General features: G+C 54.9%; 14 protein-coding genes and 1 tRNA gene. 12 read left to right on the top strand and 3 right to left on the bottom strand.

From position 1 onward, the window contains the following. Positions 1 to 370: 370 nt before the first annotated feature. Both BGO16_RS09670 and BGO16_RS09665 read right to left on the bottom strand, forming a co-directional pair. Positions 371 to 607, bottom strand: a complete 237-nt coding sequence (locus tag BGO16_RS09670; RefSeq protein WP_292618473.1) for a hypothetical protein — start codon at positions 605 to 607, stop codon at positions 371 to 373. A gap of 470 nt (positions 608 to 1,077) precedes the next feature. Continuing rightward, entirely contained in the window at positions 1,078 to 1,476 is a 399-nt protein-coding gene (locus BGO16_RS09665) for a hypothetical protein (protein ID WP_363091790.1), read from the bottom strand. 285 nt (positions 1,477 to 1,761) lie between these two features. Between BGO16_RS09665 and BGO16_RS09660 the strand changes: the two genes are divergently transcribed. The 4 genes from BGO16_RS09660 (at position 1,762) to BGO16_RS09645 (ending at position 5,874) form a co-directional block, all read left to right on the top strand. After that, a tRNA-OTHER gene (locus tag BGO16_RS09660) sits at positions 1,762 to 1,833 on the top strand. A gap of 1,029 nt (positions 1,834 to 2,862) precedes the next feature. Next, positions 2,863 to 4,278, top strand: coding sequence for a hypothetical protein (locus BGO16_RS09655; RefSeq protein WP_292618472.1), 1,416 nt, complete (start codon positions 2,863 to 2,865; stop codon positions 4,276 to 4,278). A 31-nt stretch (positions 4,279 to 4,309) separates the two neighbouring features. Continuing rightward, entirely contained in the window at positions 4,310 to 5,050 is a 741-nt protein-coding gene (locus BGO16_RS09650; RefSeq protein ID WP_292618471.1) for a class I SAM-dependent methyltransferase, read from the top strand. A gap of 671 nt (positions 5,051 to 5,721) precedes the next feature. Next, positions 5,722 to 5,874 (top strand): aa3-type cytochrome c oxidase subunit IV, encoded by a 153-nt coding sequence (locus BGO16_RS09645; protein WP_292618470.1) that lies wholly within the window; start codon positions 5,722 to 5,724, stop codon positions 5,872 to 5,874. Positions 5,875 to 6,100: 226 nt separating this feature from the next. On the opposite strand, the gene BGO16_RS09640 is transcribed toward BGO16_RS09645, so the two are convergent. After that, positions 6,101 to 6,340 (bottom strand): hypothetical protein, encoded by a 240-nt coding sequence (locus BGO16_RS09640; RefSeq protein WP_292618468.1) that lies wholly within the window; start codon positions 6,338 to 6,340, stop codon positions 6,101 to 6,103. Between the two features lie 89 nt (positions 6,341 to 6,429). Between BGO16_RS09640 and BGO16_RS09635 the strand changes: the two genes are divergently transcribed. From BGO16_RS09635 to BGO16_RS09600, 8 genes are all read left to right on the top strand, one after another. Continuing rightward, positions 6,430 to 6,672 carry a hypothetical protein gene (locus BGO16_RS09635; protein ID WP_292618467.1) on the top strand — a complete coding sequence of 81 codons (243 nt, stop codon included), beginning with the start codon at positions 6,430 to 6,432 and terminating at the stop codon, positions 6,670 to 6,672. A gap of 499 nt (positions 6,673 to 7,171) precedes the next feature. Beyond that, positions 7,172 to 7,324: an aa3-type cytochrome c oxidase subunit IV gene (locus BGO16_RS09630; RefSeq protein WP_292618466.1), complete on the top strand. Its 153-nt coding sequence runs from the start codon at positions 7,172 to 7,174 to the stop codon at positions 7,322 to 7,324. A gap of 717 nt (positions 7,325 to 8,041) precedes the next feature. Then, on the top strand, positions 8,042 to 8,332 hold the full coding sequence (locus BGO16_RS09625) for a hypothetical protein (RefSeq protein ID WP_292618465.1): 291 nt from the start codon (positions 8,042 to 8,044) through the stop codon (positions 8,330 to 8,332). A gap of 407 nt (positions 8,333 to 8,739) precedes the next feature. Continuing rightward, positions 8,740 to 9,090 carry a PRC-barrel domain-containing protein gene (locus BGO16_RS09620; RefSeq protein ID WP_292618464.1) on the top strand — a complete coding sequence of 117 codons (351 nt, stop codon included), beginning with the start codon at positions 8,740 to 8,742 and terminating at the stop codon, positions 9,088 to 9,090. A gap of 445 nt (positions 9,091 to 9,535) precedes the next feature. Further along, positions 9,536 to 9,907, top strand: a complete 372-nt coding sequence (locus BGO16_RS09615) for a hypothetical protein (RefSeq protein ID WP_292618463.1) — start codon at positions 9,536 to 9,538, stop codon at positions 9,905 to 9,907. Between the two features lie 57 nt (positions 9,908 to 9,964). Beyond that, positions 9,965 to 10,258, top strand: a complete 294-nt coding sequence (locus tag BGO16_RS09610; protein WP_292618462.1) for a hypothetical protein — start codon at positions 9,965 to 9,967, stop codon at positions 10,256 to 10,258. 1,246 nt (positions 10,259 to 11,504) lie between these two features. Beyond that, positions 11,505 to 11,705, top strand: coding sequence for a twin transmembrane helix small protein (locus tag BGO16_RS09605; RefSeq protein WP_292618461.1), 201 nt, complete (start codon positions 11,505 to 11,507; stop codon positions 11,703 to 11,705). A 206-nt stretch (positions 11,706 to 11,911) separates the two neighbouring features. Then, the gene (locus BGO16_RS09600) at positions 11,912 to 12,127 is read left to right on the top strand and encodes a hypothetical protein (RefSeq protein WP_292618460.1); all 216 of its coding nucleotides are present in this window, start codon (positions 11,912 to 11,914) and stop codon (positions 12,125 to 12,127) included. Positions 12,128 to 12,186 lie beyond the last annotated feature (59 nt).

Here is a 12,186-nt window from a genome sequence, read left to right as displayed (position 1 = left end):
TCTGCAACAAGTTTGTAGCAAATACTGACCGAGTTTCGGATTTGAGCTTCAGCGCATTTGCCGCCTTGACCGCGCTATTAACGCCACCAGAAGTCTGCGCGAGCCGGCCGCCTAAAAGCGCGATGGACAAAATTCCAGAGTGCTTCAAATAGGTAAAGTGTAGAGCAAACAACTGTCGCAATGACCGTTCACGATGCTTGCGACTACATCATTGTGTACTATCGAACAAACTCATACAGAACTATTTGGGGCGAGCTCGAAATAAGCTCGATCACATGAAATGCCCGGACGAACACGATCACTCAGGGTGAGTGGCACGATCTCACCGTCGGTGAATGAGCCTTTGAGCAAGAGGAGCATCGCTTACAGCCTACGGCGTTTGCATATTATTCTCAGAGTCGGCTTCGGCGACTCCATTAAGATAGTCTGCCATCGCCACGAGGTCGAAGCGCCCGTCGAGCGCAACGATTCCATCATTCCCCAAGGTGCTGCCGTATGCGTCCAAATCCGCAGCCGCTGCCCGCAGGGCATCATATAAGTCTCGTGGCGTAATCGGTTTTATTGCGGCCATCTGGGTTGGGTTGCCGGCTCTTGCTTCGGTGGACATGGGATTCTCCTTTGTCAGGACGGAGCAACGCGATCGGCGCGGAAAATGTTCGCACCGCCGCGATCCCTCGGGCCGGAGCGTGCACCGTATGAAAGAAGGCGAGCAGCCACCATAACAATCCGATAAGCAGGAGCAGCCCGGTCGTTATTGCAAGAATGAAATAACGAGACATACCCGCCAACGCGGCTGTGAAATGTTGGTTTCGAGGCGCGACAAAAAAATGGTGGCAGTTCAGTAAGCTGCCTCCTGTCACCACGATGAACGGCAGGCGTTAACGTGCGTATCAAAGGTCGCGGCAATGAGGGTGCGTCAACGCGCGCGAGTTCCACTCCCGCGACGGAACCGGAGTTGCCCGGAACGCGTGCTGAGCGCGCCGGTTGCTCGTCGCTTCCAAGTCGGCAGCCGGATGAATGAACGCTTCGCCCAACGCCATCGCCTGTCAAGCGATCCCAAAATCGTATCTAGCCAAATTAGTCGCCTACCAAATGCTCTAGCATCGCGTCGCAGGCGACCTCAGCCTCTTCAAGAGACTTAAATGGCGATCCTGTGATCCCGATTGCGCGACGGCCTCCGTAAAGCGGACGCCATGACGCCACATAGCCTGATCTTCCGTGAAATCCGGGGCCGCTAAAACTTTTAAAGAAACTGATTGCGAAGGAATAATCGTCGCTATTCGCGCTCCAAACTTCCATCTCCCCGACGGCACGCTGGAATTGGAGCGCCGCCATTCGATAGGGCAGGTCTCTCAAGGTACTGGGCATCGCGATACTCCACATGCGATGCAGGAAATCTATACCCAGCCGCGCCAATTGGGGAGTCCCGGTATTGAGCAGGATCGACTGGTTAGGAGGGACAAACACAATCAGCAAAGGCGGCTGCGCTCATGTTCGCACTCGCATCATTTGGCCGGAATGGGTTTACCTCAATCCGCAGTTCCGCTCATCTGGCCGCTATGTGGCTAAACTCGAGGCCTCTTGGAAGTTGGCGTTTGGGTTCCCGAATTAACTCCGAGCGCCGATATAAAGCTTAATTTTAATCGATTGTTGTGCGCACCGCCCGGGGTGCTACGCCTTTTTCACCGGACATTGCCCTACGTCCGGGCCCACCTTGACGAAGTCGCCGACCGATTATATTCCGTTCGGTGACTTCGTTTCGCGGATTTAGCTCAGCGGCAGAGCGGCGCGTTAACGACGCAGGACCATGTTCGACTCATGGAATCCGCACCACACACCATCATCCTTTACAGGTCGAGGCTTTGAGCCGCCGATTGGCGGCAAACAACGCGCCACGCATAAAAACGCGCTCGTTTCCGTCTGGCCGAGCGCGTGACATCAATAGAAGATGATCAGCCACTCAATTCACGAACAGCGGGAGAGGATCAGTTTCTCGCCGGTTGCGCAGTGTTGAATTCCATCAGTCCTCCGGCAATTCAGTTCGCCTCTGCTCGAAAACTGAACGGTTGATCGCCATGAACCCTTGTTCAATGCAGGATCGTCCAATATTCAGCCAACGCTTATCCGTCTCTGGAGAGACCTCGTATCGATCGAGTAATCTGAGAATGCGTTCCTCCAGCTTCCGATGATCCTTGACCCGCAGCACTCCCAATCTCTCCCGATCCCTACAAGCTTTGGTCTTGGTTACGCGCTTTGACATCGAGTTACCCTTCGTACGGAAAACAAAATACTCTGCCCCGCCTTTGATAAATCAGTCTCCATAATGCTGCCTAACAAAAAACCGCTCGCGGATTTCTCCGGAGCGGCGGATGCAGTTATTATGCATGAATACCGTTAGCGGATGACTGTCATACAGTCAAGCCGGGTCCGCAGGGAAAGCGGTCTGTGACGCGTGACGCGTTCTACTGAAACGAAGGAAGTGGCATTCGCCATGCCAACGACTTGGCTACAGCATCCGCGACCAATGCACGATGGTCGCGGGATGGGCCTGCCTTTTACAGACCGTGGTCCATCCTTGAGGGGGCGCCTCGCCAGAGATCATGAGCGATGTGCATTCACCCGCGTCGCTGTCATGCCAAACTTGCGACTACAAACAGAACGGTTGCGATTGGGTCCATCGCCACATTAGCGCCCTGACTTACCCCTTGAATAAGGGGCGAGCCTGCCTCGTGCAATGCCGCGCGCGATGCGCCAGGCGAAACTTCGAAAGCCCTTCGGAAATCGAAACGCAGGTATCACACCCGCCCGGCTAAATATCTGGAGCCGTATGATGATGGTGGCTTAGGACGCCAGGGGAAGGCGATGATGTGGACAGCTCCATACTGGGCGATACGTCTGTTTGTCGTGCTTGCGACGGCAGCCTCGGCGCTCCCTGCCGCTGCCCAGCAGGTGGACAAAAGCAGTCCTTCCGCCTCAGCAACCGCCTCGTCAACGAAGGTAACGTTAGGCGCCATTCGGTGGGATAATTGGAGTCTCGACAGTCCTTATGGGCAGGTCTTGGCCGACCCTGGATTGCGAGAGCGCGTTCCGTATTACACCGAGCGTCTGCCAGATGGAAATCTGGGTTTCCCCGGCAATACCGAAAGAGTACTGAATGCCGATGTGCATTACGCGAAGGCTGCAGGCCTGGATTATTTTATCTTTGGCTATTACCTGGAGAGCGCTGCTTGGGGACGTGATCCAAGTCGTGCGGTGGCGCTTAATCAGGCGCTGACAAATTTTGTTCGCCTCCCGGACAAACTCGGCATCAAGTACGCTCTGAATTTTAACCTGTCATTTCCTTCTCGTGACGTGCCGATGGTTAGCGCTGCAATCACCAAGGCGCTAGCCGGGCCTGATTACATGCGTACGAATGACGGCTCGGCGCCAGTGTTTTTCCTTGTTGGTTCGATCTCGACGTGGCTAGAAGGTTTGGGCGGCGAGCAAGGCGCAAAGACCGCCATGGCCGATTTGAGAAAGCGAGTTAAGGCGGCAACTGGCCGAAATCTTTATCTGGTTGCCTTACTTTTCAACCTATCTGAATCAGGGCCGGTTGCCCACGCGGTCGGTTTTGATGCGACTAGTACATATGCGACGGCCCTTGGAGCGAATGGAAAATCTCTCTCGTACGCCAGTTGCGCCGCTCTTGCACAGCACGCATGGCATTTTGAAGCTAAAAATGGCTTGGGAGGCTTTCTGCCAACCGTTACACTTGGATGGGACTATCGTCCGGCTTTACGCGATCCTCATGAAAAGAAAAGTCGGAAGCCCAATCCTGATTGGTGTCAGCCTGCTACCGATGTGGAATGGACGCGGCAAATCCGTGACGCAATAAACGAGGCGGCTAACAATCCGCGCAACAATCGGTTCCAGAGCGTTGTGATTTATGCCTGGAACGAAAGTTCCGAAGGTGGCTGGATTCAGCCAACGCTGTCTGAAGGCGTGCGACGGCTCAAAGTGATAGCTAACGCGGTGGGCCGGCACCCGACGATTTCGCCTTTCAAGCTAACGTGGCCAACCCGGATTGATCCAAAGACGTGTCCCGTTGGCGCTTCTTCCATCTCGATAGCGGCGGCTGGTGCCGGATGCAAACCCGCCAACGATACGATGACGATGGCGTGGCCATGCCCGCCAGGCATGCACGTTGCCAACGAGGAATTGCGCCGGGGACCTTCAGAGAAAGGAGAAAAAACACCGCTTATCTGGCAGGAGAGGCTTTGTGTTCCGCAGGGCAGGTAGCAGCGACGCTTTTAATCGATGGGGGATCCCAATGGACGAAGTCTGGAGCGATGAGAATACTTTCGTGATCAACGGTATGAAGTTTTGCCTGATTAGACAGAACTTCAATGACGCCAGGACAACAAAGGATTCCATAGCGCTCATCAAGAATCGCGGGATGATTGATCGATACAAGAACCTAATTCGTGATAACGCGGTTACCAATATCCTGGAGTTTGGTATCTTCGAAGGTGGCTCAGCCCTGCTTCTTGCCGCAATCGAGGAACGCATCAAATTCGTCGGCATCGATATTAGACCGTCGAGCCCTGCGGTCCTTGGGCTGATACGGGACCATGGTCTAACGGATCGTGTAAAATTATACTACAACACATCACAAGGCGACACTGCGCGCGTCCAGACAATCATTAAGACGGAATTTCCTGAAAAACGAATAGATATGATTATCGACGACGCCTCTCATCAATATGAGCTCTCCCGAGCAAGCTTTGAGGCGTCTTTTCATTTTCTCAAGAGTGAAGGCCTTTACCTCATTGAAGATTGGGCCTGGGCTCATTGGGAGGAACCCTATCAGACGCAGCAATGGGCCGATATGCCGGCACTTACCAACCTTATTTTCGAACTTGTCATGCTTTGTGGGAGCAGGCCCGATATCGTCTCAGAGATGAGTGTTCAAAACGCGATCGCCATCTTTCGGAAGGGCCGACAAGAGGTCGGTAACTTCAGCCTGTCGAGGCTTTATCGCCATCGTAACAGGTGGACCCCCGCGCTGTAGGGAGGGCCATCTCCAGCATGACAAAAAGCCGGATGCAAATCGAAACTCTCGACGAACGCTAAGGCCGTGAAGGACAGGGAGCAGAAGAAGGTCGGGCTTGCGTCGCTCGGCTGTAAGAGCGACTCAACCCTGCAACTGCCTGTCGATCCCCACCAAGGACAAAGATACAAACCCTAGGCTCCAAGCAGGGTTTGCTCTTCTTCTGCCAGTCGCGCCGGCGACGGAGACGATCATCTTCGGGTTTGCCGCGCCTCGCGATCAGATCCGTCAGGTCACGAGCAGCGCGGCGGCCGGAGATCGAGTGTCCGCGATTGCGGTCAGACATTTGCGTGTCACGGTCGTCAACGACGCGGCGGCACCTGATAGGGGCTGGGTTGCGGTGCCGCTCCAATTGGCGGCCCTTGCCGGAAGCGGGCTATTAAATATTTACGCAGCTTTTTCGGCTTACCCGCACGGGCTGGCCGCGCCCTCTCGGCTCGCTGGTCCTTGGCCGGCGGCCATTTTCGTTGTCCCATTTGCGCCTGGGCAGCCATCCACGCCACGCATTGCTTTGGGCTAGAGCAAAAACATAGACATCGAATGTATGTATCGTTGCTGCGTCGCATGGCGGCGGCCGAGAGTCATGGTCACCGTCGTGAAAGAGGCAATGAACCTACATTTGGAGACTTGGCATGTCTGATCATGGCGGACCTGTGTATTCGACGGCGGAAGGAATGGATTATCGGGAGCATGAGCGAACGTATAAGGCCTTCGTCAAATTAGGAACGATCTTCGCATCGACCGCCGCCACTGTTATCGCGTTGTTGGCGATCTTCCTGACCTGATCCTCAGAGCAGAGCCCTTTGGGCTGGCCTGCTCGGTATCCGTGTCAAGAATGGTCGCCAAGGTTCGCCTCCAATGCCTTGGCGACCTTTCACGACGCACAGCGCTAGCCGGCGGAGTATGTTCGCCGGCAGCGCTGGCCTAAGGCTGGTCCTGAAATTTCCCAGCGGTGATGAGACGTTGGACATCGATCAATGGTTCAAACGCGATGTTTCATCCGCGACGCGGTCAATCGGCGCTCCGCAGGCGCTTCATCGTGAACTCGATCTCGCCCCCCGGAAGTTCCCGCCAGGATTCAACGGCTGACATATAGGCCGCCCCCGGCCAGCGATCGAGAAACGTTCTCGCTGTCTGGCGAGCTTGTTCTCGCGGCTGGGTGAACGTCTCTCGCGTGAATCCGTCGTCGGCCAGCGATCGGGCGTGCGCCGTTGCCATCCGATCGGCTAAATCTTTGGGGGTGCGAGGCATCACCATGCTCCATGCCGGACGTCCTTCTTACTTGTTCTGTCGCCACTTTGGCCGGTCCGGATTTCTGCTTCATCTTCCCTGCAGTTACGATGAAGCAGAAATCCTTCTATTCGGGAGGTTTCCTAATTGGTCTCAGAGGTGCTGACAGCAACAAGCCAGAAAGGATCGTGCACGCGGCCGCGGACTGGCACGCCAACACACCCGGCGACTTGCTTCGGATACGGGTGGAACTGGGATTAGACACCTCGCAGACCTGGGATCCTGCAACCAGCCTTTCCGTGATTGATGCGGCAGTCTTCAGTGAAAAAATCCGAGACTGGCCGCAACAATAAGTCCGAACCCCATAATAAATGCGATAAGCCCGAAGCTGCCTGCGACGAGGAACAGATTGTTTGTCGGCTGCTGAGGCATTCGGTCAGCCCTGTCGTGGTCCATGATGATCCTCCTATTTTCTTAGATTACACGCTGGTTCCGACAATGTTCCCGCACGTTGCGAAAACCTTGGGCTATAGGCGGAGCGATGTAAGGTCCTCAGGGACGCCGAAGGCTCAATGGATCGCGGTCGCAAGTTGTCGACATCCGGTCTGTGACGGCCAGCGCATTGCGTAAAAGCCACAAAACGACTTCTTCGCCTGCTGTTAAACACGCTGCGACCGCGATCCCCTACTGATTCCGCGAACGTTTCGTTGTTCAGGTGATTGAGACTAGTAGGGATCGAGGTCGCTCTATTACCCAAATGTGTCACATGATCGTGACGCGCTGAAGGATCGACAGCAATGGAGATTGCGCTAAGCTCGTGAGGCAAGCTCAACCTACCTTGGGAGACTTGACATGTCAGATCATAGCGAAATCGTGTATTCGACATCGGAAGGGATGGATTACCCGGCGCACGAGCGGCAATTTAAGGCTTTCATCAAGATAGGGATGATCGCCACAGCGGCCGTGGCCACCGTTGTCATTTTGTTGGCGATTTTCCTCGGTTGATACCCCGGTCGTTGTTGCGGCCGTCCCTGATTTAGTTCGCTGGCGATGTGGCCCACCACATTAGTTATGTGAGTTGTGTGCGGGATCCGATGCCACGCGCCATCACAAACCACCGGCACGACGCCCGTTGGGGCATGAGAATGAGGCTCTTGCGCACGTTGTGAGTGCTTCGACTTCATCCCGATCGATGGGCGCCGTGCCGTCTTTCGCTGTGTAAAGCGCTATATTATTAAGCGCCGGGATCCGCTAATAGCCCCGTCAACTTCGATCCGACGTGCTATCTCACCGCCGGCCGTCCCCCCAACTTGGACATATCAGGGGTGAAGATGCGGGAGGCCTTCCAGCTAATTTGCAGCTAATCTAGGCATATGGTCTTTTCGCTGCGAACCCGTCGAAGCGGCTCAACCTCACCTCACGTCCGTCCGGAAGGTGATGTGCTATCCCGTGTACCGATTACCTTCGTGAAGGATGACGTGTGCGGCGGGTGGAATGCGCGTATGCCGGCATACGTAAAAAGAACACCACGGAGGCGAGAATTGACCTCAGAATCAGACCGCCGAGACCGGCGGCCAGCGTCAAGAAAACCTTGAGTATGGCAGTCATTGGACCATTCCTTCTCTCAATAAACCCTTTGCACGTTAACTCAGCGTTGCATCACTCCGTTCCGCGTCAGGATAAACGACCCCGTGAAGCCTGGTGAACCAATCCTGTTTCGAAATGTTAGCATCCATCACCGCACGGCCCTTGGCTTCCATCGGTGATGAGAACGCCAGTGGCGCTCCCGCCTTCTTCCCTGGAAAGGAGTGCGCCATGTGCATACGGCAGCGTTTCAAGAAACCGTTTCAAGAGCGTCTTTCAGATTTCATTGCCGATGCCAGTGCGAAAGCTGGCTCCCTTCCGGATGGTCGGGAACGAGATGATCTGCTCAATAAGATCGATACGGCGCATGCTGCTGCAAATCTCTACAAATGGGCAAACTCGCCGGGATTGCAGTCGCCGAAGAAGTAGGGGTCGTCTCTCTATTTCGACTTTTTATCCGGAAATTTCTCTCCTTCGAAGGAAGCGCCGCGGGCCTAAGCCCCACATGTCGCGTTGTTGATTTTCTGAGCAAACGCAGGCCAGCCAGTCCGATATAAGCTGGCGGCTTGTAAGTTGTTTGTCGCTACGTTGTTTGTCGCTACGTTCTAAGTTCTAAGGCAGACTTTTTCCTCAGTTATCTTTTTCTCGCTTCCTCGGTCAGCTGAAGGACCGCGGTTCCTTCCTTACGGTTTGTTCACTCGCATGAGCTGCCTGTCTAAGGCGCAGCCCACTCGATTCTGGACGCAATCTCTCTCAATTAAGAGGCCGAAGTTTCACCGGAACGCATCCGGAGCATACCGGTTGACATCACATGGCTAACCGAAACGGAGTTTCTGATGACTGATCAGAGCGACCTAATCGCCAGCGATAAAGAGGCGGGCAAAGCTATCTATGGGGCCGAGAACAAGAAGATAGGTTCCATCGAAAGCGTCATGATCGATAAGGACAGTGGGGAAATTGCCTACGCAGTCCTGAGCTTTGGCGGCTTTTTTGGTGTCGGGGACGAGCATTATCCGGTGCCTTGGAAACTGCTCCGATACGACTCCGAGCTTGGCGGCTACCGCAGCGACATAAGTGGCAACCGCTTGAAGGGCGCGCCCAAACATGGCTCTGAACTCTATGACTGGACGGCCCGCCGCGCGGAGCTGGACGACTACTACAACGATGTCGTGATACGCCCGGGTTAAATGGCCCTGGATGATGGGGTGCAGAGCGATCGGGGCTGAAGATCGTGGCCCGTCTGCTGTCAACAAAGCCTTTCTCAGGAGGAACGATGGTAAAGGAAGAAAACGGACGCATAGTCGAGACTGCAATGGAAGCGCGAGGAGCTGAGCGAGGTCCCACAATACGTAACGTGCTGGTTGCGGGGACTGGGCTGGTCGTGGCGGCCTTCGTAATTGTCTATCTCGTCTATTTTGCAGCCTGAGTTGACCGGGATCGATGAGACGGGCCGCCGAGAAATCGGCGGCCCTTCCTGTAATAAACTAGCTGTAGCAAAAGGCGGCTTGCCCGAAGCCAACACGGCCGGTTGCACATTGTAGCCATATCAGATTCACCGAATGACCGCACAAACCTCCGGCGTTCGACATTTTCGGGCGATATATTGCGGTATCTACCTAAACCGGAGGGATCATGCGCGCATTTACATTATCAACAGTCGCCGCTTTGCTTGTAGCTGGATCGCCCTGGGCAGCAGCGCAAACTGCACCAGCGCCTTCTCAGTCCCAGACTTCATCATCCCAGACGAAATCTGGGGAAGGCATCGCAATTCGAAGTATCCAGGTTATCGATGTTGAAGAACTGAAAGCGGATGCCCGCTCACAGGTTGAGGCTCTTGTCACAAATGCAAAGCAGGAAGAGATCAAATCCCTGCGGGCCTCCATCGAGGCGATTCCACAGGCCGTGTCAGCGCTAAAGGCAAAAGGTCGCAGCTCGGCGCAGGTTGTCGCCGTCAATATCGACAAGGAAGGCGTTCTGACCATGTTTACGAAGAAGCCCACCTGATCTGGCGACATCGTTTACAAAGACCAACAAGCTTTTTGAACCAGCATAGGAACAGCCATGAAACTTACTGCGACTCAGGTGCAGCAGACCCTGAACCAGATGGATGCACAGGTTCTGCCAGACGATCATCCGGCAGCTCGTAAATTGAGTGAGGTGTTCGGTGACCACACCTTCTTTGTAGACGGGACCGGCCTGAAAGTTCTGGAATCGACAGGGCCGGCGGCAGCGGAAGCTCAAACGGGTTCGGTAGTCAGTCTCGCCGATTGGAACGATGAAAAATTCAGCAGCTTGAAGCCTCACGACCCGACGCTAACGGGCACGGTGATCGTCCTGGGACAGTCGAAACAGTGATGCGACTGCTAGTCTCGTTCCGTGCCGCCGCTTCTTTCATTCATATATGGCTCGACTATTTCGCCCAGTCGATCCTCAGGCCATTCTTACGACAACCAGATGTTGCTCAATGGACCATCTGTGTTAAACAACACTTCTAACGATTAATAGGAGTGCTGATTTGTCTAAGAAGACAAAGACTATTCGCCGCGAGTGGACTAAGGACGACGTGAAAACCCTGAAGTCACTTGCAAAGCAAAAGGCCGGTGTCACGCGGATTGCAAAAACGTTGAAGCGCACTCCCGGCGCAACGGCGGCGAAAGCTCATATACTCGGAGTATCGCTAAGCACGCAGTAGTGGGTCGTCCAGCGCCGTCTCGCTATCAATTCTTGACCCACCGCTGATCGCCAGGCGCTGTACGTTGGCATAGCAGGACCGGTGATCCTGCCGGCGGTGAGTACACTGACGCGGGTGTGTCGCGACTCGCCTGGTGTTGGTGCCGGGCGATGAGGCGCAGGCCGGTTGGTGAAAGGCGATGCCAGACAAAGAAAATTTCGCCGCAGCGGTTGATTCAGGGAACGGCTTTCACTCACTCGTGAGATAGCCTGGCCGCTTCCGGATATAGTCCATGGAGCCTGTTTCAACTGCGTTGAATCGGGCTCGTCGCCTATCTTTTTGTTTGAGCATGATCTTTTTATCTTTTTCAAAAACCGGTTTCCACTTTTCGGGATCATGCTCTAGGATCGGGAAATGGTCGGCACTCGACAGCCGGTCTGACGCCCGGGTCCCGCGCGGGTCGGCAGTCCATTCCCGATAGGGTAGGAGGGCTCGATGAACGAGCGCCAGGCTCTGATCTCGATCAAAAGATTAATTAAGGCGACAAACGAGCTCGATGACATCGAAGCTGTTCGGGATCAGCTTCATACGATGCTCCTCGTCGCAAATCATGCGCTTCGTCCTATCGAACGCAGGCCAGCGAAGAGATAGAAGCCCTGCCGAAACAGTGTCTGTGAGTCCGGCATCGGATTGTAGCATCATCGTGTGCAAGATCGTGCAGGGGATACAGGAGACCGCCGCTCGCAAGCGTAGATCCAGTATAACGCCCAACTACCCTCCGAATCAGCATTGCGCCGCGCCGATAGCGCCTGAGTACCGTGCCGGAGCAGGATCTCCACGCTGGCTGCGAATCAAAGAACACGGGGTTGACCGGAACACTTCTCGTCTCCCGCGGTTACCCAAAATCTCGGGGGCGTGAGGCCAGCCGACATGACCTTATTCCTGAGCAAAATTCTGGTTCCAATTGCGGTGGCCTCGGTGGTCATCGTGTTGCTGATGGGTCTGATTAACATGATGCGCGGCGGCAGCCCCAACCGCTCGCAGAACCTGATGCGAATGCGCATCCTCATGCAGTTCATTGCGATTGTCATCACCATGACGACGATCTGGATGATGGGGGGACAGCAATAGGTCGCGCGCCATGCCGGAAACCCTGCGCATTACTTTACCTGGCGCATGGAGGGTGCGTGGTCGGCCAATCTCCGCCTCGGTGGTAGAGCAGCCGCTTCTTTTTGCCGGCAGCCGCTTATTGTCCAATCCGGATAATTTTAGGCGTCAGTGAAAATTGATCTCAGCACTTTTTAGCTATGTTCAGGCGTCGGCTGGAGATCGTTACAATGCCTGCGCTGCTCGAAGATCACGGATTACCCCTTGTCCAATTGAAAGAGCGGCGTCGCGACCTGATAGTCGCGCTGATGGGACAACATGGCCCACTGTCGAAACAACAGATCGCGGAAATCGCCTCCATCCAAAGTGCGATCGTTGCCTTTGAGGCAGTTCTCGATGACCTGGACGCCGAGGCGGAAGTCGCCTTGCGAGAACGCGCGGCATAGTCCCTCGCTCCGACAACTGCATCCAGTCGTTTACCGGCCATTCACCATGGGAATCCGAC

It is taken from the genome of Nitrobacter sp. 62-23, from assembly GCF_001897285.1.
Taxonomy (GTDB): domain Bacteria; phylum Pseudomonadota; class Alphaproteobacteria; order Rhizobiales; family Xanthobacteraceae; genus Nitrobacter.
The sequence above is the reverse complement of the archived record's forward strand: the minus strand, read 5'-3'. Positions and strand labels throughout refer to the sequence as shown.